Raw genomic sequence first — 26,342 nt, 5'->3', positions numbered from 1 at the left:
CCGGACCCGGCGGCCCCCGTGTCCGGCTGCTCGCACCACCGATCGGCCCGCACGTCCCACTGTCCAGGGCCCGGGCGGCCTCCGATCCGCACCACTGCCGCGGCCGGTGACCCTCCCGCCCCGGCTCTGTCCGCCCCGCACCGCTACCCGCGCGCCCCCCGCCACCCCTGCGGAGGCCTGGCTCCCGAGCGATCCGCGTCGCCGGTGCGTGGGGAGTCGGCAGTACGCCCGGTGGGGTCCACGTCCGAGGTGCGGTGGGGCTCGCCGGCAGGGGATGCCGGCGCTCCGCGCGGAGACGGCAGCGCGCTCAGCGGTCGTACCCCGTCAAGGCCGAGCGCGCGCGCCACGGCCGTCGCGCGGTCCAGACGGGCGCCCTCGCGCACGCACGCCTCGTAGCGGGCGTCACCGAGTGCCTGGCGTGCGAGCACCTCGCAGCGCTCGTGCGGGACGTTGTAGTGCGCCGAGCCGAACAGCGGCAGCCCCACCGACGGCCACATCCGCCCCGCCGCGCCCTGCAGCAGCGCCGCCTCGGCCGGCTCGCCCTGCGACGCCGTCACCAGCGCCAGCAGCTCCAACGACAGCACCGAGCCGAGCAGGTCGTGGAAGGCGTGGGCATTGCGCAGGCACTCCACGAGCAGCTCGCGCGCCGTGTCCTGGGCGCCCTCCTGCCAGGCCGCGTACGCCAGCACGTACAGCGCGTACGACCGGGCCCAGCGCTCCCCGTGGTCCTCGCACACCCGGCGCACGTCCTCGCACAGCCGCACCGCGTCCGTCAGGTCCCCCTGGAAGGCCCGTGCCATCGCCAGCTCCACCTGGCCCATCAGCACGTTGCTGTTGAGCTCGCCGATCTCCTGATAGCGCTCAAGAGCCGATCGCAGCAGCGTTTCCGCGCGGGCCATGTCGTCGGTGACGAGGGCCAGACAGCCGGTGCGGTGCTCCGCGTACGCCACCGCCGTGGGGTCCGCGGCCCGCTCGGCCCGTTCCCGGCACTCCCGCAGCGCCGTCAGCGCCGGCACGGTGTCACCCTGCAGGATCGCCACATAGCCCAGCACCCACAGCGCCTTGAGCCGCGACTGCTCGTACTCCGACTCCAGTTCCACGCTGCGCGCCAGCCAGCGACGGCCCTCCGCGAGCCGTCCGCACCCGACCCAGCAGAACCACAGCGTCCCCGCCAGATACTGGCCGAGATGCGCCTCCGCCGGCTCCGTCAGACAGAACTCCAGGGCCGCCCGCAGATTGGGCAGCTCCGTCTCGACCCGCGTGGCCACCTCGCCCTGCCTCGGCGAGAACCAGTCCAGCTCGCACCAGGTCGCCAGGCCCAGGTACCAGTCCCGGTGCCGCCTGCGCAGCCGGCCCGCGTCCCCGGTCCCCTCCAGCCATTCGGCGCCGTAGTCCCGGACGGTGTCCAGCATCCGGTAGCGGGGGCCGGCCGGAGTCTCCTCGCGGCTGACGACCGACTGGGCCAGCAGCTCCGAGAGCACGTCCAGGACGTCCTCGGCGGGCAGCCCGTCCCCGCTGCACACGTACTCGGCCGCCTCCAGGTCGAAGGTCTGCGCGAACACCGACAGCCGCGCCCACAGCAGCCGCTCGGCGGGCGTGCACAGCTCGTGGCTCCAGCCGATCGCCGTGCGCAGCGTCTGGTGGCGGGCCGGAGGGCCGCCGGGAACCGGGCGCCCGGCCCTGTCCCGGCCGCTCCCGGCCAGCAGCCGGAACCGGTCGTCCAGCCGCTCCAGCAGCTGCGCCGGGGACAGCGCCCGCAACCGCCCGGCGGCCAGCTCCAGCGCCAGCGGAAGCCCCTCCAGCCGGCGGCACAGCTCGCGCAGTGCGGGCCCGTCGGACACCTGCACCCCCTGCTCCCGGGCCCGGTCCGTGAACAGTTCCACCGCCTCGTCCTCGCCGAGCGGCGCCAGCGGGAACAGCCGCTCACCCGCCAGCCCCAGCGGCCGCCGGCCCACCGCCAGCACCCGCAGCTCCGGCAGCCTCCGCAGCAGCTCCGCGGTCAGCTCGGCACAGGCCTGCACAAGATGCTCGAACCCGTCCAGCACCAGCAGGGCAGGGCGGCCGGCGAGATGCTCCAGCAGCGTCTCCCGAGGCAGCCGGGCGGTGTGGTCGGTGAGCCCCAGCGCCTCCGCCACCGCGTACTCCACGAACTGCGGATCGCGCACCGGGGACAGCTCCGCCCGCCCGGTGGCGGACTCCCGGCCGACGGCGATCCGCGCGGCCAGCCGGGACTTGCCGACCCCGCCGACCCCGGTCACGGTCACCAGCCGCGCTCCGCCGAGCGCGTCGGCCAGCTCGGCGAGTTCGGCCGAGCGCCCGACGAACGTGGTCAGTTCCAGGGGCGGATCGCCGTCGGCGAACGGATCTGGGCGCTGAGGACCTCGCATGGGACACGGAGCGTACTGAAGCGTGTTCAACGCGTACAATCGCTTCCCGCAACTCCGTCCCCGCCGCCCGGTAATCCGGTGCAGAGCGCCGGTCCCGGCGCGATAGGCTCGGACACGACTTTTTCGATGGTGAGGCACGTTTCAGGGAGCGGGTGCGCACAGTGTCCGGTGGAGAGGTGGCCGGGATCCTGGTGGCCGTCTTCTGGGCGATCCTGGTCTCCTTCCTCGCGGTGGCCCTCGCGAGACTGGCCCAGACGCTCAAGGCGACCACCAAGCTCGTGGCGGACGTGACCGACCAGGCCGTCCCGCTGCTCGCCGACGCCTCCGCGGCCGTGCGGTCCGCGCAGACCCAGATCGACCGTGTCGACGCGATCGCCTCCGACGTCCAGGAGGTCACGTCGAACGCCTCCGCGCTGTCGAGCACGGTCGCCTCCACCTTCGGCGGCCCGCTGGTCAAGGTCGCGGCCTTCGGCTACGGCGTCCGCCGGGCGCTCGGCGGACGCAAGGAGGACGTGCCCACGAAGGCGCCCCGGCGTACCGTGATCGTGGGCCGCACGGTCCCCGCCGCACGACGCAAGCGAAACCTCCGCGGGAAGTAGGGACTGAGACCGAGCGATGTTCCGCCGTACGTTCTGGTTCACCACAGGTGTCGCCGCCGGCGTGTGGGCCACCACCAAGGTCAACCGCAAGCTCAAGCAGCTGACCCCCGAGAGCCTCGCCGCGACCGCGGCCAACAAGGCCCTGGAGACCGGTCAGCGGCTGAAGGACCGCGCGGTGGGCTTCGCGCTCGACGTCCGCGACAACATGGCCCAGCGGGAGGCCGAGCTGGAGGAGGCCCTGGGGATCCACGAGAACCCCGAACTCCCGACCCCGCGGCGGTACACCGCCATCGAGAACAACCGCAGCAACCCGAAGTACATCGAAGCCCCGATGCACTCGTACAACCGGAATGAGGACCACTGATGGAGTCGGCCGAGATTCGCCGCCGCTGGCTGAGCTTCTTCGAGGAGCGCGGGCACACCGTCGTCCCTTCGGCGTCGCTCATCGCGGACGACCCGACTCTGCTCCTCGTCCCCGCCGGCATGGTGCCCTTCAAGCCCTACTTCCTGGGTGAGGTCAAGCCGCCGTTCCCGCGCGCCACCAGCGTGCAGAAGTGCGTGCGCACGCCCGACATCGAAGAGGTCGGCAAGACCACACGCCACGGCACGTTCTTCCAGATGTGCGGCAACTTCTCCTTCGGCGACTACTTCAAGGAAGGCGCCATCAAGCTGGCCTGGGAGCTGCTCACCGGCCCCCAGGACAAGGGCGGTTACGGCCTCGACCCCGAGCGCCTGTGGATCACCGTCTACCAGGACGACGACGAGGCCGAGCAGATCTGGCACGAGGTCGTCGGCGTGCCCAAGGAGCGCATCCAGCGCCTGGGCATGAAGGACAACTTCTGGTCCATGGGCGTCCCCGGCCCCTGCGGCCCCTGCTCCGAGATCAACTACGACCGCGGCCCCGAGTTCGGCGTCGAGGGCGGCCCCGCCGTCAACGACGAGCGGTACGTGGAGATCTGGAACCTCGTCTTCATGCAGTACGAGCGGGGCGAGGGCATCGGCAAGGACAACTTCGAGATCCTCGGGGACCTGCCGAGCAAGAACATCGACACGGGCCTCGGCCTGGAGCGGCTCGCCATGATTCTGCAGGGCGTGCAGAACATGTACGAGATCGACACCTCCATGGCCGTCATCGAGAAGGCCACCGAGCTCACCGGCGTCCGCTACGGCGACGCACACGCCTCGGACGTCTCCCTCCGCGTGGTCACCGACCACATGCGTACGGCCACGATGCTCATCGGCGACGGCGTCACCCCCGGCAACGAGGGCCGCGGCTATGTGCTGCGCCGCATCATGCGCCGCGCCATCCGCAACATGCGTCTGCTCGGCGCCACCGGTCCGGTCGTCAAGGACCTCCTCGACACCGTGATCCGGATGATGGGCCAGCAGTACCCGGAGCTGATCACCGACCGCGAGCGCATCGAGAAGGTCGCCGTCGCCGAGGAGAACGCCTTCCTCAAGACGCTGAAGGCCGGCACCAACATCCTCGACACCGCCGTCACCGAGACCAAGCAGTCCGGCGGCACGACCCTCTCCGGCGACAAGGCGTTCCTGCTCCACGACACCTGGGGCTTCCCGATCGACCTCACCCTGGAGATGGCCGCCGAGCAGGGCCTCTCCGTGGACGAGGAGGGCTTCCGCCGCCTGATGAAGGAGCAGCGGGAGCGCGCCAAGGCCGACGCGCAGGCGAAGAAGACCGGCCACGCCGGCGCCGGCGCCTACCGGGAGATCGCCGACACCGCCGGCGAGACCGACTTCATCGGCTACAGCGACACGGAGGGCGAGTCGACGATCGTCGGCATCCTGGTCGACGGCGTCTCCTCCCCGGCCGCCGGCGAGGGCGACGAGGTCGAGGTCGTCCTGGACCGCACCCCGTTCTACGCCGAGGGCGGCGGCCAGATCGGCGACACCGGCCGGATCAAGGTCGACTCCGGTGCCGTCATCGAGATCCGCGACTGCCAGAAGCCGGTCCCGGGTGTCTACGTCCACAAGGGTGTCGTCCAGGTCGGCGAGGTGACGGTCGGCGCCAAGGCCCACGCCTCGATCGACGTCCGTCGCCGCAAGGCCATCGCCCGCGCGCACTCGGCCACCCACCTGACCCACCAGGCGCTGCGCGACGCCCTGGGCCCGACGGCCGCCCAGGCCGGTTCGGAGAACCAGCCCGGCCGCTTCCGCTTCGACTTCGGCTCCCCGTCCGCCGTTCCGACGGCTGTGATGACCGACGTCGAGCAGAAGATCAACGAGGTGCTCGCCCGCGACCTCGACGTCCACGCCGAGATCATGGGCATCGACGACGCCAAGAAGCAGGGCGCCATCGCCGAGTTCGGCGAGAAGTACGGCGAGCGCGTCCGCGTGGTCACCATCGGCGACTTCTCCAAGGAGCTGTGCGGCGGCACGCACGTGCACAACACCGCCCAGCTGGGCCTGGTGAAGCTGCTCGGAGAGTCCTCCATCGGCTCGGGTGTCCGCCGCATCGAGGCCCTCGTCGGTGTCGACGCCTACAACTTCCTCGCCCGTGAGCACACGGTCGTCGCCCAGCTCCAAGAGCTGATCAAGGGCCGTCCGGAGGAACTGCCGGAGAAGGTCTCGGCCATGCTCGGCAAGCTGAAGGACGCCGAGAAGGAGATCGAGAAGTTCCGCGCCGAGAAGGTGCTGCAGGCCGCCGCCGGCCTCGCCGAGTCCGCCAAGGACGTGCGCGGTGTGGCCGTCGTCACCGGGCAGGTCCCGGACGGCACGACGCCGGACGACCTGCGCAGGCTTGTCCTCGACGTGCGCGGCCGCATCCAGGGTGGCCGGGCCGCGGTCGTGGCCCTCTTCACGGTCAACAACGGCAAGCCGCTGACCGTCATCGCCACCAACGAGGCCGCCCGCGAGCGCGGTCTCAAGGCCGGTGACCTGGTCCGCACCGCCGCCAAGACCCTCGGCGGCGGCGGTGGCGGCAAGCCGGACGTCGCCCAGGGCGGCGGCCAGAACCCGGCGGCCGTCGTCGAGGCCGTCGAGGCCGTCGAGCGCCTCGTCGCCGAGACCGCCAAGTGACAGCCGAGTAAGGAAACGGTCGGAAATGCGCAGAGGACGTCGACTCTCGATCGACGTCGGGGACGCCCGGATCGGGGTCGCCTCGTGCGACCCCGACGGCATCCTCGCCACCCCCGTGGAGACCGTCCCCGGCCGGGACATCCCCGCCGCCCACCGCCGGTTGCGTCAACTGGTGGAGGAGTACGAACCGATCGAGGTCGTCGTCGGACTCCCTCGCTCCCTCAAGGGGGGCGAGGGCCCGGCCGCCGTCAAGGTCCGGGCCTTCGCCCAGGAGCTGGCCAGGGGCGTCAAGCCGGTGCCGGTGCGCCTGGTGGACGAGCGGATGACGACCGTGACGGCCAGTCAGGGACTGCGCGCCTCGGGCGTGAAGTCCAAGAAGGGGCGCGCGGTCATCGACCAGGCGGCAGCCGTCATCATCCTGCAGCAGGCCCTCGAATCCGAACGAGTGTCAGGTAAAGCACCCGGCGAGGGCGTCGAAGTGGTCATCTGATCGCGATACGGTAACGTTCCGCGCGATGCGCCGGTGTTCGAACAGCCGACGCACAACAGGAGGCGGAACGGAAGCGGGCCCACCGGCGATGTGACCGGTCGGCCTCGCGGCTCTAGGGGATCGATGACTGAGTATGGCCGGGGCCCAGGCCCCGAACCGTGGCATCCGCAGGACCCGTTGTACGGGGACGGCGGATGGGAAGGGCAGCAGGCCCACATGGGCCAGCAGCCTGCCTACGGCGGCCAGCCGCAGCAGAGCTACCCGCAGCAGCCGCAGTACGGCGACTGGAGCCAGGAGCAGCAGTCCGGGTACGGTCAGGAGCAGTACCGGTACTACGACGAACAGGGCAACCAGCAGTACGACGGCCACCCCCAGCAGCCGTACCAGCACTACGGCGGCTGGGACGCGGTCGGCGGCCAGGGCCACGTGCCCTACCCCACCGACCCCGGTGACCCGTACGGCCAGCAGCCCCACGCCTACGGTGGGCAGCAGCCCGACTTCTACGGCACCGAGGACGCCTACCCGCCGCCGCAGCCGCCCGGCCGCAGGCGCCCCGAGCCGGAACCCCAGCCCGAGGCCGCGCCCGAGGAGGAGCACCCCTTCTTCACGGGCGGCGGCGATGACGACGACGACGAGGAGCACGAGCTCCAGAGCCGCAGCGACCGGCGCGGCAAGGGGAAGAAACCCGGCAAGAAGGGGCAGAAGCGACGCAACGGCTGTGCCTGCATGGTCGTCGTCCTGGTCTTCGGCGGCGGCGTCGGCGTGGCGGGCTACTTCGGCTACAGGTACTACCAAAATCGTTTCGCCCCGGCGCCCGACTACACGGGTGACGGCACCGACCAGACCGTGACGGTCGAGATTCCCAAGGGCGCGGGCGGCTGGGACATCGGCAACCGCCTGAAGGAGGCCGGGGTCGTGAAGAGCGCCGAGGCCTTCGTGCACGCGCAGAACGACCTGCCCGGCGCCGGCGGTATCCAGGCCGGTGCGTATGTCCTGAAGAAGCAGATGTCCGCCGCCAGCGCCGTGAAATTGATGCTCGACCCGAAGAGCCAGAGCTATGTCGTCGTGACACCGGGCGAACGCAACACGGGTGTGTACGACGCGATCGACAAGAAACTCGACCTCTCCGACGGTACGGCCAAGAAGGTCGCCGAGAAGGAATACAAGACCCTCGGCCTGCCGACCTGGGCGCTGAACACGCAGTACGCCGGCTCCATCAGGGACCCGCTGGAGGGCTTCCTCTTCCCGGGTACTTATCCGGCCGCCAAGGGAATGAAGCCGGACAACATCCTGAAGCAGATGGTCGCCCAGGCGAAGTCCAAGTACGACGCCTACGGCCTCACGGCCAAGGCCCAGGCCCTGGGCATGAAGAGTGCCTTCGAGCTCGTCACCGTCGCGAGCCTGGTCCAGGCCGAGGGCAAGACGCACGACGACTTCCGCAAGATGGCGGAGGTGGTCTACAACCGCCTGAAGCCCACCAACACCGAGACGAACCAATTCCTGCAGTTCGACTCGACCTACAACTACCTCAAGGGCACCAGTAACATCCACATCTCCGAGAAGGAGATCAACAGCAATCAGAATCCGTACAACACGTACACCCACAAGGGACTTCCTCCCGGGCCGATCGGCAACCCCGGCGAGGACGCGCTGAAGGCGGCGCTGGATCCGACTCACGACGGGTGGATCTATTTCGTGGCGACCGACGGGCAGAACAACACCGAATTCGCCAGGACCTACGCAGAATTCAAGCAGCTCAAGGAAAAGTTCAATGCCAGCTCGGGCAACTGAAGCCCGCCGGGCCGCCGTGCTCGGTAAGCCCATCGCCCACTCGCTCTCCCCGGTGCTGCACCGGGCCGCGTACGAAGAACTCGGGCTCACCGAGTGGGCGTACGACCGCTTCGAGGTGGACGAGGCCGCTCTGCCCGGCTTCCTCGACAAGCTCGGGCCCGAGTGGGCGGGGCTGTCGCTGACCATGCCGCTGAAGCGGGCGGTCATCCCGCTGCTGGACGAGATCAGCGACACGGCCGCCTCCGTCGACGCCGTCAACACCGTCGTCTTCACGGAGGACGGCCGCCGACTCGGCGACAACACCGACATCCCGGGCATCGTGGCCGCCCTGGCCGAGCACGGCATCGAACAGGTCGACTCCGCCGCGATCCTCGGCGCCGGCGCCACCGCCTCCTCCGCGCTCGCCGCCCTGGCCCGCGTCTGCACCGGCGAGGTCGTCGCCTACGTCCGCAGCGAGGCCCGCGCCGCCGAGATGCGCCAGTGGGGCGAACGGCTGGACGTGCAGGTCCGTACGGCGGACTGGGCGGACGCCGGGCAGGCGCTGCGCGCCCCGCTGGTGATCGCCACCACGCCGGCCGGTACGACCGACGCGCTGGCCGCCGCCGTACCCGAGCGCCCCGCCACCCTCTTCGACGTGCTCTACGACCCCTGGCCCACCGAGTTGGCGGCCCGCTGGTCCATGTTCGGTGGCGCCGTGGTCAGCGGCCTCGACCTGCTCGTCCACCAGGCCGTCCTCCAGGTCGAGCGCATGACGGGCCGGGCCCCGGCCCCGCTGGAGGCCATGCGCCACGCCGGTGAGAAGGCGCTCGCCGCCCGCTGACCACCCGCCGACGCGTCCGCCTGCTGGACCTGCGGCCGGGTTCCGGCCCCGGACGTGGGAGGATCGGAGGTGACGGACCGGGGTCGCGCACCCGGTCACACCGTCGCCGTACGCGAGGACACGCGTACGCAGGGCAGTACCGGGCGCGAGCACTGAGGAGCACCGTTGAGCAGGCTGCGTTGGCTGACCGCGGGGGAGTCCCACGGTCCCGCACTTGTCGCGACGCTGGAGGGGCTTCCCGCCGGCGTGCCGATCACCACGGAGATGGTGGCGGACCACCTCGCGCGGCGGCGGCTCGGCTATGGCCGCGGTGCGCGCATGAAGTTCGAGCGGGACGAGGTCACCTTCCTGGGTGGTGTCCGGCACGGGCTGACGCTCGGCTCGCCGGTCGCGATCATGGTGGGCAACACCGAGTGGCCCAAGTGGGAGCAGGTGATGGCGGCCGACCCGGTGGATCCGGAGATCCTCGCCGGTCTGGCCCGCAACGCCCCGCTGACCCGCCCGCGTCCCGGCCACGCCGACCTGGCGGGCATGCAGAAGTACGGCTTCGACGAGGCCCGCCCGGTCCTCGAGCGCGCCTCCGCCCGGGAGACGGCGGCGCGGGTCGCGCTGGGCGCGGTGGCGCGGTCGTACCTGAAGGAGACCACGGGCATCGAGATCGTCTCGCACGTCGTCGAGCTGTGCTCCGTGAAGGCGCCGCAGGGCGTGCACCCCACGCCCGCCGACGTCGAGAAGCTGGACGCCGACCCGCTGCGCTGCCTGGACGCGGACACCTCGAAGGCGATGGTCGCCGAGGTCGACCAGGCCCACAAGGACGGCGACACGCTCGGCGGTGTGGTCGAGGTGCTGGCCTACGGCGTTCCGGTCGGCCTCGGCTCGCACGTCCACTGGGACCGCAAGCTGGACGCCCGTCTCGCCGGCGCCCTGATGGGCATCCAGGCGATCAAGGGCGTCGAGATCGGCGACGGCTTCGAGCTGGCCCGTGTGCCAGGCTCCCAGGCACACGACGAGATCGTCGGCACGCCCGAGGGCATCCGGCGCCTCTCCGGCCGCGCCGGCGGCACCGAGGGCGGCCTGAGCACCGGTGAGCTGCTGCGGGTGCGGGCCGCGATGAAGCCGATCGCGACCGTGCCGCGCGCGTTGAAGACGGTGGACGTCACCACCGGCGAGGCCACCCAGGCCCACCATCAGCGCTCCGACGTCTCCGCCGTGCCGGCCGCGGGCATCGTCGCCGAGGCCATGGTGGCGCTGGTGCTCGCGGACGCGGTGGCGGAGAAGTTCGGCGGCGACAGCGTCGCCGAGACCCGCCGCAACGTGCGGTCGTACCTCGACAACCTCCACATCCGGTGAGCGCCGTGTCCGCGGTCGTACTCGTCGGCCCGATGGGCGTCGGCAAGTCCACCGTCGGCCGGCTGCTCGCCGAGCGCCTCGGCCTCGGCTACCGGGACACCGATGAGGACATCGTCGCCACCGAGGGCCGTACCATCGCCGAGATCTTCGTCGACGAGGGCGAGCCCGCCTTCCGCGCGATCGAGAAGCGGGCCGTGCACACCGCGCTCGCCGAGCACGAGGGCGTCCTCGCGCTCGGCGGCGGTGCCATCCTCGACGCCGACACGCGCGCCCTGCTGGCCGGGCACCGGGTGGTCTACCTCTCGATGGACGTCGAGGAGGCCGTCAAGCGCACCGGCCTGAACGTGGCCCGGCCACTGCTCGCGGTCAACCCGCGCAAGCAGTGGCGCGAGCTGATGGAGGCGCGGAGGCACCTGTACGAGGAGGTCGCCACGGCCGTCGTACCCACGGACGGCCGTACCCCCGAAGAGGTCACCCGAGCAGCGCTGGACGCACTGGAGTTGAAGGAAGCATGAGCGAGGCAGTCACCCGGATCCAGGTCGCCGGCACCGCGGGCACCGACCCCTACGAGGTACTGGTCGGCCGGCAACTGCTCGGCGAGCTGGCCGGGTTGATCGGCCCGAAGGCCAAGCGGGTCGCGGTGATCCACCCCGAGGCGCTGGCCGAGACCGGTGACGCCCTCCGCGCCGACCTGGCCGGGCAGGGCTACGAGGCGATCGCCATCCAGGTGCCCAACGCCGAGGAGGCCAAGACCGCCGAGGTCGCCGCCTACTGCTGGAAGGCGCTCGGCCAGTCCCACTTCACCCGGTCCGACGTCGTCGTCGGCGTGGGCGGTGGCGCGACCACGGACCTCGCCGGCTTCGTGGCCGCGACCTGGCTGCGCGGGGTGCGCTGGATCGCCATCCCCACCACGGTCCTCGCGATGGTGGACGCGGCGGTCGGCGGCAAGACCGGCCTCAACACCGCCGAGGGCAAGAACCTCGTCGGCGCCTTCCACCCGCCGGCCGGCGTGCTGTGCGACCTGGCAGCGCTGGACTCCCTGCCGGTCAACGACTACGTCTCCGGGCTCGCGGAGGTCATCAAGGCCGGCTTCATCGCCGACCCGGCGATCCTGGACCTGATCGAGTCCGATCCGGAGGGCGCCCGGACCCCTGAGGGCCCGCACACGGCCGAGCTGATCGAGCGCTCGATCCGGGTGAAGGCGGAGGTCGTCTCCTCGGACCTGAAGGAGTCCGGTCTGCGCGAGATCCTCAACTACGGCCACACCCTCGGCCATGCCATCGAGAAGAACGAGCGCTACAAGTGGCGGCACGGTGCCGCGGTCGCGGTCGGCATGCACTTCGCCGCCGAACTGGGTCGTCTCGCGGGCCGGTTGGACGACGCGACGGCGGACCGCCACCGTACGGTCCTGGAAGCGGTCGGCCTCCCGCTGCACTACCGCTACGACCAGTGGCCCAAGCTGCTGGAGACGATGAAGATCGACAAGAAGTCCCGCGGCGACCTGCTGCGCTTCATCGTCCTGGACGGCCTCGCCAAGCCGACCGTCCTGGAGGGCCCGGACCCGGCCGTCCTGCTCGCCGCGTACGGCGAGGTCGGGCAGTAGATCCCCCGCTGTTCCGTCCGTCCGATTCCTGGCTTCGACTTCCTTCGTGGAATGGGCACTTCGGGCCGTCCCCGGCCGTTTCACCAAACGACGGCGGGGGACGGTACCGTTCGGTAGGCACCGGGTTCACCCCCGCTGCCGGCACGAACGGCCTGTACGAGACGGAGTGGCAACGGATGCAGCACGCAGTGGGGTCTCCGCTGCCGCCGCCCCACCAGCCGGGGCAGGTGCCGCACGCCGGCTGGGCGTCGGCCGCACACCAGCCGGGCCCGCACGCCGGAGTCCCCCAGGGACCGGCGCCCGTGCCGCCGCCGGGCTTCCCGGCCCCGACCGGCGCCGTCCCGCCGACGTCCCCGCAGCCCCCCGCGTCCCAGCCCGCCGCTCCGCCGGCCCCTGATACCACCGGTCACGTCCCCCTGCCTCCCGGAGGCCCGGTCGGCGTGCCCACCGCGCCCCCGGCTCCGGCCGCGGTTCCCGACCCGGCGGCCACCACCATGGCCGTCCTGCTGATCGGCCCGGCCGGCGCGGGCAAGACCAGCGTCGCCAAGTACTGGGCGGACCACCGCCGGGTGCCCACCGCCCACATCAGCCTGGACGACGTCCGCGAATGGGTACGCTCGGGCTTCGCCGACCCCCAGTCCGGCTGGAACGACAACTCCGAGGCCCAGTACCGCCTGGCCCGCCGCACCTGCGGCTTCGCCGCCCGGAACTTCCTCGCCAACGGCATCTCCTGCATCCTGGACGACGCCGTCTTCCCGGACCGCCCGGTCGTCGGCCTCGGCGGCTGGAAGCGGCACGTAGGCCCCGGCCTGCTCCCGGTCGTCATCCTCCCGGGGCTGGACATCGTCCTGGAACGCAACGCCGAGCGCACGGGCAACCGCCGCCTCACCGACGAGGAGGTGGCCCGCATCCACGGCCGCATGGCGGGCTGGTACGGCTCGGGCCTCCCGATCATCGACAACTCACAGTTGGACATCCCGAGCACGGCCCGCGTGCTGGACGAGGTCCTGGCCAGGGCCATAGCGAGCCCACCGAGCTGGTGAACGGGGCACCCGGTCGAACAAGGGCCGTCACCCCCTGCAAACCCCACTCGGCCTCTAAAAATCGGCACATCCCGGTCAAAACTCCTACGCTCGTCTCATGTCAGAGGTGTACGCGACCCGCCGATCCCGACTGAGAGACCACTTCACCGCGGCCGGCACCGCGGCAGCGCTCGTCACCCGCCCAGCCAACGTGCGCTACCTCGCCGCCGCAGCCCCCCAGGGCTCCGCGCTGCTGCTCGGCAAACGCGAGGACCTCCTCGTCTGCAACGGCCCGCCCGAGGACCGCCCCTACGAGGGCCGGCCGGAGGAGAACCTGCGCCTGCACGTCCTCCCGCCGAACGGCACCGGCGGCGAGACGGCGGTCACGGCCGCCGAGCTCGCGCTGGCCCAGGGCGCCGACTCCCTGGCCGTGGAGGAACACCACCTCACGGTCGCCCGGCACAGAGCGATCGCCTCCGTCGCCCCCGGTCTCCGGCTCGGCGACCTCAGCGGGGCCGTGGAGCAGCTCCGGGTGGTCAAGGACGAGGAGGAGATCTCCTGCCTGCGCATCGGCGCCGAGATCGCCGACCAGGCCCTCGGCGAGCTGCTGGAGTCCATCCTCGTGGGCCGCACCGAACGGCACCTCGCGCTGGAGCTGGAGCGCCGACTGGTCGACCACGGCGCCGACGGGCCCGCCTTCCCCACGTCCGTCGCCACCGGGCCGAACTCCGGCCGCCGCGGTCACCGCCCCACCGACCGTCGGGTGGAGGAGGGCGACTTCCTCACGGTGTGCCTGGGTGCCACCTACCGCGGCTACCGCTGCGAGATCGGCCGGACCTTCGTCATCGGCACCTCGCCCGCCGACTGGCAGGTCGAGCTGTACGATCTCGTCTTCGCCGCTCAGCGCGCCGGACGCGAGTCCCTGGCGCCCGGCGCGGGCTACAGCGACGTGGACCGCGCAGCACGCCAGGTGCTGGACTCGGCCGGCTATGCGGAGGCCCTCCCACCGCTGACCGGACACGGCGTCGGACTGGAAATCGACGAGGACCCGCAGTTGGCGCCCGCGGCCATGGGTAAACTGGACGCTTGCGTGCCGGTCACCGTCGAACCGGGGGTCCACCTCCCGGGCCGGGGCGGTGTCCGGATCGATGACACGCTCGTCGTGCGCCCCGAGGCGGACGGCGGACCCGAGCTACTCACCATCACGACCAAGGAGCTGCTCGCCCTCTAGGCAGTGGCGTGCGCCGGGGTCGTACGTCAGTCCAGGAGATTCCGCAACCGTGGCTTCCACGAACGACCTCAAGAACGGCATGGTGCTCAAGCTCGAAGGCGGCCAGCTCTGGTCCGTCGTCGAGTTCCAGCACGTCAAGCCCGGCAAGGGCCCGGCCTTCGTGCGCACCAAGCTGAAGAACGTGCTGTCCGGCAAGGTGGTCGACAAGACCTTCAACGCCGGCGTCAAGGTCGAGACCGCCACTGTCGACAAGCGCGACATGCAGTTCTCGTACATGGACGGCGAGTACTTCGTCTTCATGGACATGGAGACCTACGACCAGCTGCACATCGACCGGAAGGCCGTCGGCGACGCCGCGAACTTCCTGATCGAGGGCTTCACCGCCACCGTCGCGCAGCACGAGGGCGAGGTTCTCTTCGTCGAGCTGCCCGCCGCCGTCGAGCTCGTCATCGCCGAGACCGAGCCGGGCGTCCAGGGCGACCGCTCCACCGGTGGCACCAAGCCCGCCACCCTGGAGACCGGCCACCAGATCCAGGTCCCGCTCTTCATCACCACCGGTGAGAAGATCAAGGTCGACACCCGCACGAGCGACTACCTCGGCCGGGTGAACAGCTAACCGTGGCTGCCCGCAACACGGCCCGCAAGCGCGCCTTCCAGATCCTCTTCGAGGGCGACCAGCGAGGCGCCGACGTCCTGACGGTCCTCGCGGACTGGATCCGGCTCTCCCGGTCCGACACCCGGCAGCCTCCGGTCAGCGAGTACACGATGCAGCTCGTGGAGGGCTACGCGGGACACGCGACGCGCATCGACGAGCTGATCGCCCAGTACGCGGTCGGCTGGACGCTGGACCGGATGCCGGTCGTGGACCGCAACATCCTGCGGCTGGGTGCCTACGAGCTGATCTGGGTCGACGAGACCCCGGACGCCGTGGTCCTGGACGAGATGGTGCAGTTGGCGAAGGAGTTCTCGACCGACGAGTCGCCCTCGTTCGTCAACGGCCTGCTGGGCCGCTTGAAGGAACTCAAGCCGTCCCTGCGCCGGGACCAGGCGTAGGAGCCCGACACGCCGTCGCCGGAGGGCCCGCAGCACGCTCGTGCTGCGGGCCCTCCGGCGTTCTTCCGATGAGCGTGAAAACGCCGCCGGGGCGGCCGGAACCATACGGTTCCCGCCACCCCGGCGGCACGTTTCTGCTCAGGTGTCGAGCGGCTCAGGCCTCTTCGTGCGCGGCCACCGCGCGCCGGGCGTCCGCGTCCAGGACGCCCCAGCTGATCAGCTGCTCGGTGAGCACCGAGGGGGACTGGTCGTAGATGACGGCGAGAGTGCGCAGGTCGTCCTGGCGGATGGAGAGCACCTTGCCGTTGTAGTCACCGCGCTGGGACTGGATGGTCGCCGCGTAGCGCTGGAGGGGACCCGCCTTCTCCGCAGGCACGGTGGCCAGCCGCTCCAGGTCCAGGACCAGCTTCGGCGGCGGCTCGGCGGCGCCGCCCGGGGTGGTGCCCGGCAGCAGTTCCTGGACAGGAACGCCATAGAAATCGGCCAGCTCGGCGAGCCGCTGTACGGTCACCGCACGGTCGCCACGCTCGTACGAACCCACCACCACGGCCTTCCAGCGACCCTGGGACTTCTCCTCGACACCGTGGAGGGAAAGGCCCTGCTGGGTGCGGATGGCCCGGAGCTTGGCCCCGAGCTGTTTGGCGTATTCGCTGGACATATAGCTCCCCGGACACTGTCGACGCGGTCGGACTGGGTTCCCGCCGCGCGGCTGGTAACTCACTGTGAGGTTACGCAGCGTGACACTCGTGCGTCAAGCCGAATGGTCCACACCGACTCTTCCGTGGTAGTGCCGACGGGCTGGGCCGAGGGGGTGATCGGGGGTGTCCCCGGGACCTGCTACCGTGGATGGCGCAATTCCGACGTCCTTTAAGGTCCGTCCCGTGAGGCGGAGAAGGAGGTCCGTTTCGTATGGACAAGCAGGACTCGCACGCGACTGCGCAGGCGACCGATGCGCGGCCCGTTCTCGAAGGCCCCGACATCGCGCGGGTGCTGACCCGCATCGCCCACGAGATCGTCGAGCGCGCCAAGGGCGCCGACGACGTGGTGCTCCTCGGCATCCCCACCCGGGGTGTCTTCCTGGCCCAGCGGCTGGCCGTCAAGCTCGCTCAGATCACCGACCGCAAGGTGCCGGTCGGCTCGCTCGACATCACCATGTACCGCGACGACCTGCGCATGCACCCGCCGCGTGCGCTGGCCCGCACCGAGATCCCCGGTGACGGCGTCGACGGCAAGCTGGTCGTCCTCGTCGACGACGTGCTCTTCTCGGGCCGCACCATCCGCGCCGCCCTCGACGCCCTGAACGACATCGGGCGCCCCCGCGCGGTCCAGCTCGCGGTCCTGGTCGACCGGGGCCACCGCGAACTTCCCATCCGAGCCGACTACGTCGGCAAGAACCTCCCCACGTCGCTGCGGGAGACGGTCAAGGTCCAGCTCGCCGAGGAGGACGGTCGCGACACCGTGCTGCTCGGTGTGAAGCAGACCGACCAGTAGCAGATCCGGCGTACGGCCGCTTCGGCGTGCCCAGAGATGCGCCGATTTGCCCACCTCCTCCCGAACTGCCTTACGGAGCCTGACAGATGCAGCGTCATCTCATCTCGGCCGCCGACCTCACCCGTGACGACGCCGTCCTGATCCTCGACACCGCCGAGGAGATGGCCCGGGTCGCCGACCGGCCGATCAAGAAGCTGCCGACCCTGCGCGGCCGCACGATCGTCAACCTCTTCTTCGAGGACTCCACGCGCACGCGTATCTCTTTCGAGGCCGCCGAGAAGCGCCTCTCCGCCGACGTCATCAACTTCTCCGCCAAGGGTTCGAGCGTCTCCAAGGGCGAGTCCCTGAAGGACACCGCCCAGACCCTGGAGGCCATGGGCGTCGACGCCGTCGTCATCCGGCACGGCGCCTCCGGAGCCCCGTACCGGCTCGCGAACTCCGGCTGGATCGACGCGGCCGTGATCAACGCCGGCGACGGCACCCACCAACACCCCACCCAGGCCCTGCTGGACGCCTTCACCATGCGCCGCCGGCTGATCGGCCGGGACGCCGGTCTCGGCCAGGACCTGGCCGGCAGGCGCGTCACCATCGTCGGCGACGTCCTGCACAGCCGGGTCGCCCGCTCCAACGTCGACCTGCTGCACACCCTCGGCGCCGAGGTCACCCTGGTCGCCCCGCCGACCCTGGTGCCGGTCGGCGTCGAGACCTGGCCCTGTGAGGTGTCGTACGACCTGGACAGCACGCTGCCCAAGTCCGACGCGGTGATGATGCTCCGGGTCCAGCGTGAGCGGATGAACGCCGCCTTCTTCCCCACCGAGCGCGAGTACTCCCGCCGCTACGGCCTCGACGGCGACCGCATGGCCAGGCTTCCCGAGCACGCGATCGTGATGCACCCCGGCCCGATGGTCCGCGGCATGGAGATCACCGCCGAGGTCGCCGACTCCGACCGCTGCACCGCCGTCGAGCAGGTCGCCAACGGCGTCTCCATCCGGATGGCCGTGCTGTACCTGCTGCTGGGCGGCAACGAACCCGCCGTCACCCACGCCCGCACCACCGAGGAGAAGTAAGACCCATGAGCAAGATCCTGATCCGTGGTGCGAAGGTGCTCGGCGGCGAGCCGCAGGACGTGCTGATCGACGGCGCGGCCATCGCCGAGGTGGGCACCGGTCTCAGCGCCGAGGGCGCCGAGGTGGTCGAGGCCGCCGGCAAGGTGCTGCTGCCGGGCCTGGTCGACCTGCACACCCACCTGCGCGAGCCGGGCCGCGAGGACTCCGAGACGGTTCTGACGGGCACGCGCGCGGCGGCGTCCGGCGGGTACACCGCCGTCTTCGCCATGGCCAACACCTTCCCGGTCGCCGACACCGCCGGTGTCGTCGAGCAGGTCTACCGGCTCGGCCAGGAGCACGGGTACTGCGACGTGCAGCCCATCGGTGCCGTCACCGTCGGTCTGGAGGGCCGGAAGCTCGCCGAGCTGGGCGCCATGCGCGAGTCCGCCGCCGGGGTCACCGTCTTCTCCGACGACGGCAAGTGCGTGGACGACGCGGTGATCATGCGCCGCGCCCTGGAGTACGTGAAGGCCTTCGGCGGTGTCGTCGCCCAGCACGCGCAGGAGCCGCGGCTCACCGAGGGCGCCCAGATGAACGAGGGCGTCGTCTCCGCCGAGCTGGGCCTGTGCGGCTGGCCGGCCGTCGCCGAGGAGTCGATCATCGCGCGGGACGTGCTGCTCGCCGAGCACGTCGGCTCCCGCGTCCACATCTGCCACCTGTCGACCGCCGGATCCGTGGAGATCGTCCGCTGGGCCAAGTCCCGCGGCATCCAGGTCACCGCCGAGGTCACCCCGCACCACCTGCTCCTCACCGACGAGCTGGTGCGCACGTACAACCCCGTCTACAAGGTCAACCCGCCCCTGCGCACCGAGCGGGACGTGCACGCCCTGCGCGAGGCCCTGGCGGACGGCACGATCGACATCGTCGCGACCGACCACGCGCCGCACCCGCACGAGGACAAGGACTGCGAGTGGGCCGCGGCCGCCATGGGCATGGTCGGCCTGGAGACCGCGTTGTCAGTGGTCCAGGAGACCATGGTCGACACGGGCCTGCTGGACTGGGCCGGCGTCGCCGACCGCATGTCCTTCAAGCCCGCGCAGATCGGACAGGCCACCGGACACGGCCGTCCCGTCTCGGCTGGTGAGCCCGCCAACCTCACCCTCGTCGACACGGAATACCGTGGCCAGGTGGACCCCGCGGGCTTCGCCTCGCGCAGCCGCAACACCCCCTACGAGGGGCGTGAGCTGCCGGGCCGTGTGACGCACACGTGGCTGCGGGGGAAGGCCACGCTCGTCGACGGGAAGCTCACGTGACACCTGTAATCCTGCTGGCCGAGGCCAAGCGGTCGGCCGCCGTCACCGACTGGCCGGCCCGCATCGGCTGGCTCGTCGGACTCGTCCTCTTCATCGCGCTCGTCTACTGGCTGATGCGCGAGGGCTGGAAGTGGCGCGGCACCCTCCAGAGCGACCTGCCCGCCCCGCCCAGCGCGCCGGAGGTGACCGGCCCGGCGAAACTTGAGCTGAGCGGCCGCTACCACGGCTCCACGACCGCCGGGCAGTGGCTGGACCGCATCGTGGCCCACGGCCTGGGCACCCGCAGCCGGGCCGAGCTCACCCTGACCGACCAAGGGCTGGAGGTCGAGCGTCCGGGAGCGAGCGACTTCTTCATCCCCACCGCGGCGCTGCGCGGGGCCCGGCTGGACAAGGGCATCGCCGGCAAGGTCCTCACCGAGGGCGGACTGCTGGTGGTGACCTGGGCGCTCGGCGAGAAGCTGATCGACTCCGGCTTCCGCTCCGACCACGCGGCCGAGCACACCGAGTGGGTCGACACCCTGAACCAGATGATCAACGACACGGAAGGCGCACGATGACGACCTCCACCAGGGGAACTGCCAAGGTTCCCGCCGTACTCGTCCTGGAGGACGGCCGCATCTTCCGCGGCCGCGCCTACGGGGCCGTGGGGGAGACCTTCGGCGAGGCCGTGTTCTCCACCGGTATGACCGGCTACCAGGAGACCCTGACCGACCCCTCCTACGACCGCCAGATCGTGGTCGCGACGGCCCCGCAGATCGGCAACACGGGCTGGAACGACGAGGACGACGAGTCGGGCCGCATCTGGGTCTCCGGTTACGTGGTGCGCGACCCCGCGCGCGTGCCGTCCAACTGGCGCGCCAAGCGCTCGCTGGACGACGAGCTGGAACGCCAGGGCGTGGTCGGCATCTCCGGCATCGACACCCGGGCCCTCACCCGTCATCTGCGCGAGCGCGGCTCGATGCGCGCCGGCATCTTCTCCGGCGAGGCGGTCGCCGCCGAGTCCGAACTGCTCACGCGCGTTCAGGCCCAGCCGCACATGAAGGGCGCGAGCCTGTACGAGGAGGTGGCGACCAAGGAGGCGTACGTCGTCCCGGCGGTCGGCGACAAGCGCTTCACCGTGGCGGCCATCGACCTCGGCATCAAGGGCATGACCCCGCACCGCATGGCCGAGCGCGGCATCGAGGTGCACGTGCTGCCGGCCACCGCCACCGCCGACGACGTCTACGCCGTCAACCCGGACGGGGTGTTCTTCTCCAACGGCCCCGGCGACCCGGCGACCGCCGACGGCCCGGTCGCGCTCATGACCGCCGTCCTGGAGCGCAGGACGCCGCTGTTCGGCATCTGCTTCGGCAACCAGATCCTGGGCCGTGCCCTCGGCTTCGGCACGTACAAGCTGAAGTACGGCCACCGCGGCATCAACCAGCCGGTCCAGGACCGTACGACCGGCAAGGTCGAGGTCACCGCGCACAACCACGGATTCGCCGTGGACGCGCCGCTCGACAAGGTCAGCGAGACCAAGTTCGGCCGCGCCGAGGTCTCGCACGTCTGCCTGAACGACGACGTCGTGGAGGGGCTGCAGCTGCTCGACCAGCCGGCCTTCTCCGTCCAGTACCACCCCGAAGCGGCAGCCGGCCCGCACGACGCCGCCTACCTGTTCGACCGCTTCGTTTCCCTGATGGAGGGCCAGCGTGCCTAAGCGCACCGATATCCAGTCCGTCCTGGTCATCGGCTCCGGCCCGATCGTCATCGGCCAGGCCGCCGAGTTCGACTACTCCGGCACGCAGGCGTGCCGTGTGCTCAAGGCCGAGGGCCTTCGCGTGGTCCTCGTCAACTCCAACCCCGCGACGATCATGACCGACCCGGAGATCGCCGACGCCACGTATGTCGAGCCGATCACTCCCGAGTTCGTCGAGAAGATCATCGCCAAGGAGCGCCCCGACGCGCTGCTGCCCACGCTGGGCGGCCAGACGGCGCTCAACACCGCCATCTCGCTGCACGAGAACGGCGTCCTGGAGAAGTACGGCGTCGAGCTGATCGGTGCCAAGCCCGAGGCGATCCACAAGGGCGAGGACCGCGACCAGTTCAAGGACGTCGTGGAGGAGGTCCGCCGCAAGATCGGCCACGGCGAGTCCGCCCGCTCGGTCATCTGCCACTCCATGGACGACGTCCTCCACGGCGTCGAGCAGCTCGGCGGCTACCCGGTCGTCGTCCGCCCGTCCTTCACCATGGGCGGCGCCGGCTCCGGCTTCGCGCACGACGAGGAGGAGCTGCGCCGCATCGCCGGCCAGGGGCTCACCCTGTCTCCGACCACCGAGGTGCTCCTGGAGGAGTCCATCCTCGGCTGGAAGGAGTACGAGCTGGAGCTGATGCGCGACAAGCACGACAACGTCGTGGTCGTCTGCTCCATCGAGAACTTCGACCCGATGGGCGTGCACACCGGTGACTCGATCACCGTCGCCCCGGCGATGACGCTGACCGACCGCGAGTACCAGATCCTGCGCGACATCGGCATCGCCGTCATCCGTGAGGTCGGCGTCGACACCGGGGGCTGCAACATCCAGTTCGCGGTGAACCCCGAGGACGGTCGCGTGATCGTCATCGAGATGAATCCGCGTGTGTCACGGTCCTCGGCGCTCGCCTCCAAGGCCACCGGCTTCCCGATCGCCAAGATCGCCGCCAAGCTGGCCGTCGGCTACACCCTGGACGAGATTCCGAACGACATCACCCAGGAGACCCCGGCCTCCTTCGAGCCCACGCTCGACTATGTGGTCGTCAAGGCCCCGCGCTTCGCCTTCGAGAAGTTCCCGCAGGCCGACTCCACGCTGACCACCACGATGAAGTCGGTCGGCGAGGCCATGGCGATCGGCCGCAACTTCCCCGAGGCCTTCCAGAAGGCGCTGCGCTCGCTGGAGAAGAAGGGCAGCCAGTTCACCTTCGTCGGCGAGACGGGTGACAGGGAAGCCCTGCTCCACGAGGCCGTGCGCCCCACCGACGGCCGCATCAACACCGTCATGCAGGCCATCCGCGCGGGCGCCACGCCCGAGGAGGTCTTCGAGTACACGAAGATCGACCCCTGGTTCGTCGACCAGCTCTTCCTGATCAAGGAGATCGCCGACGACCTGGCCGAGGCCCCCGAGCTGACCGCCGAACTGCTCGCCGACGCCAAGCGGCACGGCTTCTCCGACCAGCAGATCGGTGAGATCCGCGGCCTGCGCGAGGACGTCGTCCGCGAGGTCAGGCACGCGCTCGGCATCCGCCCGGTCTACAAGACGGTGGACACCTGCGCCGCCGAGTTCGCCGCGAAGACGCCGTACTTCTACTCCTCCTACGACGAGGAGTCCGAGGTCGCGCGGCGCGAGAAGCCGGCCGTCATCATCCTCGGCTCCGGCCCCAACCGCATCGGCCAGGGCATCGAGTTCGACTACTCCTGTGTCCACGCCTCCTTCGCGCTCAGCGACGCGGGCTACGAGACCGTGATGGTCAACTGCAACCCGGAGACCGTCTCCACCGACTACGACACCTCCGACCGGCTGTACTTCGAGCCGCTGACGCTGGAGGACGTGCTGGAGATCGTCCACGCCGAGCGGCAGGCCGGCCCGGTCGCGGGTGTGATCGTGCAGCTGGGCGGCCAGACCCCGCTCGGCCTGTCGCAGGCCCTGAAGGACAACGGCGTGCCGATCGTCGGCACGTCCCCCGAGGCCATCCACGCGGCCGAGGACCGCGGCGCCTTCGGGCGGGTCCTCGCCGAGGCGGGCCTGCCGGCCCCGAAGCACGGCACGGCCACCACCTTCGACGAGGCCAAGGCCATCGCCGACGAGATCGGCTACCCCGTCCTGGTCCGGCCGTCGTACGTCCTCGGCGGGCGCGGCATGGAGATCGTCTACGACGAGTCCCGCCTCGCCGCCTACATCGCCGAGTCGACCGAGATCAGCCCCTCCCGGCCGGTTCTCGTCGACCGCTTCCTGGACGACGCGATCGAGATCGACGTCGACGCGCTCTACGACGGCGAGGAGCTGTACCTCGGCGGCGTGATGGAGCACATCGAGGAGGCCGGCATCCACTCCGGCGACTCGGCGTGCGCCCTGCCCCCGATCACCCTCGGAGGCTTCGACATCAAGCGGCTGCGCGCCTCGACCGAGGCCATCGCCGACGGCGTGGGGGTCCGCGGCCTGATCAACATCCAGTTCGCGATGGCCGGCGACATCCTCTACGTCCTGGAGGCCAACCCGCGCGCCTCCCGCACGGTCCCCTTCACCTCGAAGGCGACCGCGGTGCCGCTCGCCAAGGCCGCCGCCCGGATCTCGCTGGGCGCGACCATCGCCGAGCTGCGCGCGGAGGGCCTGCTGCCGAGGAACGGCGACGGCGGCGAACTGCCGCTGGACGCGCCGATCTCCGTCAAGGAGGCCGTCATGCCGTGGTCGCGCTTCCGCGACATCCACGGCCGCGGCGTCGACACCGTGCTCGGCCCGGAGATGCGCTCCACCGGCGAGGTCATGGGCATCGACTCCGTCTTCGGCACGGCGTACGCCAAGTCGCAGGCGGGTGCCTACGGCCCGCTGCCCACCAAGGGCCGCGCGTTCATCTCGGTCGCCAACCGCGACAAGCGGTCGATGATCTTCCCCGCGCGTGAGCTGGTCGCCCACGGCTTCGAGCTGCTCGCCACCTCCGGCACCGCCGAGGTCCTCAAGCGCAACGGCATCAACGCCACCGTCGTGCGCAAGCAGTCCGAGGGCACCGGCCCGAACGGCGAGAAGACGATCGTCCAGCTGATCCACGACGGCGAGGTGGACCTCATCGTCAACACCCCGTACGGCACCGGCGGCCGCCTCGACGGCTACGACATCCGTACGGCCGCGGTGGCCCGCTCCGTGCCGTGTCTGACCACGGTCCAGGCGCTCGCCGCGGCGGTCCAGGGCATCGACGCCCTCAACCACGGTGGCGTGGGCGTCCGCTCGCTCCAGGAACACGCGGAACACCTGACCGCGGCCCGCGACTAGCAGCCCTGAGGGGGACACCGGGAACGGTGTCCCCCTCTTGGTGAGGACACCATGTACAAGATCTTCTTCAATCTGGTCTTCCGGCGCATGGACCCCGAGAAGGCCCACTACCTGGCGTTCCGCTGGATCCGCCTGGCCGTCCGCATTCCCGTGCTGCGCACCTTCGTCGCGGCCGCCCTCGCGCCCCGCCGCAAGGAGCTGCGCACGGAGGCCTTCGGGCTGCGCATGCACGGCCCCTTCGGGCTCGCCGCCGGCTTCGACAAGAACGCCGTCGCCGTCGACGGCATGTCGATGCTGGGCTTCGACCACATCGAGATCGGCACGGTCACCGGCGAGCCGCAGCCCGGAAACCCCAAGAAGCGGCTGTTCCGCCTGGTCGCGGACCGCGCGCTGATCAACCGCATGGGTTTCAACAACGACGGCTCGCTGGCCGTGGCGGCCCGCCTCGCGACCCGTCAGCCGGTCTTCAGGACCGTCGTGGGCGTCAACATCGGCAAGACGAAGGTCGTCCCGGAGGGGGAGGCCGTCGGCGACTACGTGAAGTCGGCCGAGCGCCTCGCGCCGTACGCGGACTACCTGGTCGTCAACGTCTCCTCGCCGAACACGCCCGGCCTGCGCAATCTGCAGGCCACCGAGGCGCTGCGCCCGCTGCTGACCGCCGTCCGCGAGGCCACCGACCGTACGGTCGCGAACCGGCGGGTCCCGCTGCTGGTGAAGATCGCGCCCGACCTCGCCGACGAGGACATCGACGCCGTCGCCGACCTCGCCGTGGAGCTGGGCCTGGACGGCATCATCGCGACCAACACCACCATCGCGCGCGAGGGCCTCGGTTTGGCATCGGAACCCTCGCTGGTGAAGGAGACCGGCGGCCTGTCCGGCGCTCCGCTCAAGGCCCGCTCCCTCGAGGTCCTGCGCCGCCTGTACGCGCGTGTGGGCGACCGGATCACGCTCGTGGGCGTGGGCGGCATCGAGACCGCCGAGGACGCCTGGCAGCGCATCCTGGCCGGTGCCACGCTGGTCCAGGGCTACAGCGCCTTCATCTACGAGGGCCCCTTCTGGTGCCGCGCGATCCACAAGGGCCTCGCCGCCCGCCTGCGCACCAGCCCGTACGCCACCCTCGCCGACGCGGTCGGCGCCGACGTGAGGAAGCCCGCATGACCTCGTACGAGCCCTTCGGCGCCCGCCTGCGCCGCGCGATGGACGAGCGTGGCCCGCTGTGCGTCGGCATCGACCCGCACGCCTCCCTGCTCGCCGAGTGGGGCCTGAACGACGACGTGGCCGGTCTGGAGCGGTTCGGCCGGACGGTCGTCGAGGCGGTCGCCGACCGGGTCGCCGTGATGAAGCCGCAGAGCGCCTTCTTCGAGCGCTTCGGCTCGCGCGGCGTCGCCGTCCTGGAGACGATCGTCCAGGAGGCGCGCGCGGCCGGCACCCTCGTCGTGATGGACGCCAAGCGCGGCGACATCGGCTCGACCATGGCCGGGTACGCCGAGGCCTTCCTGCACAAGGACGCCCCGCTGTTCTCCGACGCCCTGACCGTCTCGCCGTATCTCGGCTACGGCTCGCTCAGCCCGGCCGTCGCGCTGGCCCGGGAGAGCGGCGCCGGCCTGTTCGTGCTGGCCCTGACCTCCAACCCGGAGGGCCCCGAGGTCCAGCACGCCGTCCGGGCCGACGGCCGCACCGTGGGCGCGACCATGCTGGCCCACCTGGCCGCCGAGAACGCGGGGGAGGAGCCGCTGGGCTCCTTCGGTGCCGTCGTCGGAGCCACGGTCGGCGATCTGTCGTCGTACGACCTCGCCATCAACGGCCCGCTCCTCGCGCCCGGGGTCGGCGCGCAGGGCGCGACGCCGGCCGACCTTCCGAAGGTGTTCGGTGCGGCGCTGCGCAATGTGGTGCCGAACGTCAGCCGGGGTGTCCTGCGTCACGGTCCCGACGTCGGGGCGCTGCGCGCGTCCGCGGAACGCTTCGCGCGGGAGATCCGGGCCGCCGTCGCGGGTGCCTGAGTCGGCCGGGGCGCGCCCCGGCTGCGCGGTGGCGCGGCGACTTGAGTGTGAATACATCCTCAAATCCGGGGCAATATGTCTGAAATGTCCGACCTGGCGGAGGCTGACCAGGA

Annotated in this window: 23 protein-coding genes; 21 read left to right on the top strand and 2 right to left on the bottom strand. The window is 70.9% G+C overall.

Features of this window, described 5'->3' with window-relative positions; all coding sequences use genetic code 11:
- Positions 1 to 143: 143 nt before the first annotated feature.
- On the bottom strand, positions 144 to 2,387 hold the full coding sequence (locus AB0L59_RS24185) for a regulator (RefSeq protein WP_365587157.1): 2,244 nt from the start codon (positions 2,385 to 2,387) through the stop codon (positions 144 to 146).
- A gap of 161 nt (positions 2,388 to 2,548) precedes the next feature.
- Between AB0L59_RS24185 and AB0L59_RS24180 the strand changes: the two genes are divergently transcribed.
- The 13 genes from AB0L59_RS24180 (at position 2,549) to nusB (ending at position 15,382) form a co-directional block, all read left to right on the top strand.
- Positions 2,549 to 2,986: a DUF948 domain-containing protein gene (locus AB0L59_RS24180; RefSeq protein WP_365587420.1), complete on the top strand. Its 438-nt coding sequence runs from the start codon at positions 2,549 to 2,551 to the stop codon at positions 2,984 to 2,986.
- 16 nt (positions 2,987 to 3,002) lie between these two features.
- Positions 3,003 to 3,350 (top strand): hypothetical protein, encoded by a 348-nt coding sequence (locus AB0L59_RS24175; RefSeq protein ID WP_365587154.1) that lies wholly within the window; start codon positions 3,003 to 3,005, stop codon positions 3,348 to 3,350.
- A complete protein-coding gene (alaS, locus tag AB0L59_RS24170) occupies positions 3,350 to 6,022 on the top strand; it encodes an alanine--tRNA ligase (protein WP_365587151.1) in 2,673 nt (890 codons plus the stop codon). The genes AB0L59_RS24175 and alaS overlap by 1 nt, the downstream gene beginning before the upstream one ends.
- Positions 6,023 to 6,047: 25 nt before the next feature.
- Positions 6,048 to 6,512: a Holliday junction resolvase RuvX gene (ruvX, locus tag AB0L59_RS24165; protein ID WP_365587148.1), complete on the top strand. Its 465-nt coding sequence runs from the start codon at positions 6,048 to 6,050 to the stop codon at positions 6,510 to 6,512.
- Between the two features lie 123 nt (positions 6,513 to 6,635).
- Positions 6,636 to 8,303: an endolytic transglycosylase MltG gene (gene mltG, locus AB0L59_RS24160; protein WP_365587145.1), complete on the top strand. Its 1,668-nt coding sequence runs from the start codon at positions 6,636 to 6,638 to the stop codon at positions 8,301 to 8,303.
- Positions 8,284 to 9,123: a shikimate dehydrogenase gene (locus tag AB0L59_RS24155; protein WP_365587142.1), complete on the top strand. Its 840-nt coding sequence runs from the start codon at positions 8,284 to 8,286 to the stop codon at positions 9,121 to 9,123. Before mltG ends, AB0L59_RS24155 begins: the two co-directional genes overlap by 20 nt.
- Before the next feature lie 165 nt (positions 9,124 to 9,288).
- Positions 9,289 to 10,473 (top strand): chorismate synthase, encoded by a 1,185-nt coding sequence (gene aroC, locus AB0L59_RS24150; protein ID WP_365587140.1) that lies wholly within the window; start codon positions 9,289 to 9,291, stop codon positions 10,471 to 10,473.
- Positions 10,470 to 10,988: a shikimate kinase gene (locus AB0L59_RS24145; protein WP_365587137.1), complete on the top strand. Its 519-nt coding sequence runs from the start codon at positions 10,470 to 10,472 to the stop codon at positions 10,986 to 10,988. The genes aroC and AB0L59_RS24145 overlap by 4 nt, the downstream gene beginning before the upstream one ends.
- A complete protein-coding gene (gene aroB / locus AB0L59_RS24140; protein WP_365587134.1) occupies positions 10,985 to 12,076 on the top strand; it encodes a 3-dehydroquinate synthase in 1,092 nt (363 codons plus the stop codon). The genes AB0L59_RS24145 and aroB overlap by 4 nt, the downstream gene beginning before the upstream one ends.
- 176 nt (positions 12,077 to 12,252) lie before the next feature.
- Complete coding sequence (locus tag AB0L59_RS24135) at positions 12,253 to 13,119, top strand: Pro-rich N-terminal domain-containing protein (RefSeq protein ID WP_365587132.1); 867 nt, start codon at positions 12,253 to 12,255, stop codon at positions 13,117 to 13,119.
- Positions 13,120 to 13,216: 97 nt separating this feature from the next.
- Complete coding sequence (locus tag AB0L59_RS24130; protein WP_365587129.1) at positions 13,217 to 14,329, top strand: aminopeptidase P family protein; 1,113 nt, start codon at positions 13,217 to 13,219, stop codon at positions 14,327 to 14,329.
- A 49-nt stretch (positions 14,330 to 14,378) separates the two neighbouring features.
- Positions 14,379 to 14,945: an elongation factor P gene (efp, locus tag AB0L59_RS24125; protein WP_361250179.1), complete on the top strand. Its 567-nt coding sequence runs from the start codon at positions 14,379 to 14,381 to the stop codon at positions 14,943 to 14,945.
- 2 nt (positions 14,946 to 14,947) lie between these two features.
- Positions 14,948 to 15,382, top strand: a complete 435-nt coding sequence (gene nusB / locus AB0L59_RS24120; protein ID WP_365587126.1) for a transcription antitermination factor NusB — start codon at positions 14,948 to 14,950, stop codon at positions 15,380 to 15,382.
- Positions 15,383 to 15,536: 154 nt separating this feature from the next.
- On the opposite strand, the gene bldD is transcribed toward nusB, so the two are convergent.
- The gene (bldD, locus tag AB0L59_RS24115; RefSeq protein WP_019984640.1) at positions 15,537 to 16,040 is read right to left on the bottom strand and encodes a transcriptional regulator BldD; all 504 of its coding nucleotides are present in this window, start codon (positions 16,038 to 16,040) and stop codon (positions 15,537 to 15,539) included.
- 251 nt (positions 16,041 to 16,291) lie between these two features.
- On the opposite strand from bldD, the gene pyrR reads away from it, so the two are divergent.
- The 8 genes from pyrR to pyrF all read left to right on the top strand — a co-directional run bounded on the left by pyrR (position 16,292) and on the right by pyrF (position 26,229).
- Positions 16,292 to 16,873, top strand: a complete 582-nt coding sequence (gene pyrR / locus AB0L59_RS24110; protein ID WP_365587123.1) for a bifunctional pyr operon transcriptional regulator/uracil phosphoribosyltransferase PyrR — start codon at positions 16,292 to 16,294, stop codon at positions 16,871 to 16,873.
- Between the two features lie 86 nt (positions 16,874 to 16,959).
- Positions 16,960 to 17,940, top strand: a complete 981-nt coding sequence (locus tag AB0L59_RS24105; RefSeq protein WP_365587120.1) for an aspartate carbamoyltransferase catalytic subunit — start codon at positions 16,960 to 16,962, stop codon at positions 17,938 to 17,940.
- A gap of 5 nt (positions 17,941 to 17,945) precedes the next feature.
- A complete protein-coding gene (locus AB0L59_RS24100; RefSeq protein ID WP_365587118.1) occupies positions 17,946 to 19,232 on the top strand; it encodes a dihydroorotase in 1,287 nt (428 codons plus the stop codon).
- Entirely contained in the window at positions 19,229 to 19,789 is a 561-nt protein-coding gene (locus tag AB0L59_RS24095; RefSeq protein WP_365587115.1) for a hypothetical protein, read from the top strand. Before AB0L59_RS24100 ends, AB0L59_RS24095 begins: the two co-directional genes overlap by 4 nt.
- Entirely contained in the window at positions 19,786 to 20,928 is a 1,143-nt protein-coding gene (gene carA, locus AB0L59_RS24090; protein ID WP_365587112.1) for a glutamine-hydrolyzing carbamoyl-phosphate synthase small subunit, read from the top strand. Before AB0L59_RS24095 ends, carA begins: the two co-directional genes overlap by 4 nt.
- Positions 20,921 to 24,229 (top strand): carbamoyl-phosphate synthase large subunit, encoded by a 3,309-nt coding sequence (carB, locus tag AB0L59_RS24085; RefSeq protein ID WP_365587110.1) that lies wholly within the window; start codon positions 20,921 to 20,923, stop codon positions 24,227 to 24,229. The genes carA and carB overlap by 8 nt, the downstream gene beginning before the upstream one ends.
- A gap of 51 nt (positions 24,230 to 24,280) precedes the next feature.
- Positions 24,281 to 25,387: a quinone-dependent dihydroorotate dehydrogenase gene (locus AB0L59_RS24080; RefSeq protein WP_365587107.1), complete on the top strand. Its 1,107-nt coding sequence runs from the start codon at positions 24,281 to 24,283 to the stop codon at positions 25,385 to 25,387.
- Positions 25,384 to 26,229: an orotidine-5'-phosphate decarboxylase gene (gene pyrF / locus AB0L59_RS24075; RefSeq protein ID WP_365587104.1), complete on the top strand. Its 846-nt coding sequence runs from the start codon at positions 25,384 to 25,386 to the stop codon at positions 26,227 to 26,229. The genes AB0L59_RS24080 and pyrF overlap by 4 nt, the downstream gene beginning before the upstream one ends.
- The last annotated feature ends 113 nt before the right edge of the window (positions 26,230 to 26,342 follow it).

It is taken from the genome of Streptomyces sp. NPDC052109 (assembly GCF_040680195.1).
GTDB lineage: Bacteria > Actinomycetota > Actinomycetes > Streptomycetales > Streptomycetaceae > Streptomyces.
The sequence above is the reverse complement of the archived record's forward strand: the minus strand, read 5'-3'. Positions and strand labels throughout refer to the sequence as shown.

Bases quoted from the DNA above. Each gene is read 5' to 3' on its own strand.
- AB0L59_RS24185 (WP_365587157.1), bottom strand. From the start codon at position 2,387: ATGCGAGGTCCTCAGCGCCCAGATCCGTTCGCCGACGGCGATCCGCCC.
- AB0L59_RS24175 (WP_365587154.1), top strand. From the start codon at position 3,003: ATGTTCCGCCGTACGTTCTGGTTCACCACAGGTGTCGCCGCCGGCGTG.
- alaS (WP_365587151.1), top strand. From the start codon at position 3,350: ATGGAGTCGGCCGAGATTCGCCGCCGCTGGCTGAGCTTCTTCGAGGAG.
- ruvX (WP_365587148.1), top strand. From the start codon at position 6,048: ATGCGCAGAGGACGTCGACTCTCGATCGACGTCGGGGACGCCCGGATC.
- mltG (WP_365587145.1), top strand. From the start codon at position 6,636: ATGACTGAGTATGGCCGGGGCCCAGGCCCCGAACCGTGGCATCCGCAG.
- AB0L59_RS24155 (WP_365587142.1), top strand. From the start codon at position 8,284: ATGCCAGCTCGGGCAACTGAAGCCCGCCGGGCCGCCGTGCTCGGTAAG.
- aroB (WP_365587134.1), top strand. From the start codon at position 10,985: ATGAGCGAGGCAGTCACCCGGATCCAGGTCGCCGGCACCGCGGGCACC.
- AB0L59_RS24135 (WP_365587132.1), top strand. From the start codon at position 12,253: ATGCAGCACGCAGTGGGGTCTCCGCTGCCGCCGCCCCACCAGCCGGGG.
- AB0L59_RS24130 (WP_365587129.1), top strand. From the start codon at position 13,217: ATGTCAGAGGTGTACGCGACCCGCCGATCCCGACTGAGAGACCACTTC.
- bldD (WP_019984640.1), bottom strand. From the start codon at position 16,040: ATGTCCAGCGAATACGCCAAACAGCTCGGGGCCAAGCTCCGGGCCATC.
- pyrR (WP_365587123.1), top strand. From the start codon at position 16,292: ATGGACAAGCAGGACTCGCACGCGACTGCGCAGGCGACCGATGCGCGG.
- AB0L59_RS24105 (WP_365587120.1), top strand. From the start codon at position 16,960: ATGCAGCGTCATCTCATCTCGGCCGCCGACCTCACCCGTGACGACGCC.
- AB0L59_RS24100 (WP_365587118.1), top strand. From the start codon at position 17,946: ATGAGCAAGATCCTGATCCGTGGTGCGAAGGTGCTCGGCGGCGAGCCG.
- carA (WP_365587112.1), top strand. From the start codon at position 19,786: ATGACGACCTCCACCAGGGGAACTGCCAAGGTTCCCGCCGTACTCGTC.
- AB0L59_RS24080 (WP_365587107.1), top strand. From the start codon at position 24,281: ATGTACAAGATCTTCTTCAATCTGGTCTTCCGGCGCATGGACCCCGAG.
- pyrF (WP_365587104.1), top strand. From the start codon at position 25,384: ATGACCTCGTACGAGCCCTTCGGCGCCCGCCTGCGCCGCGCGATGGAC.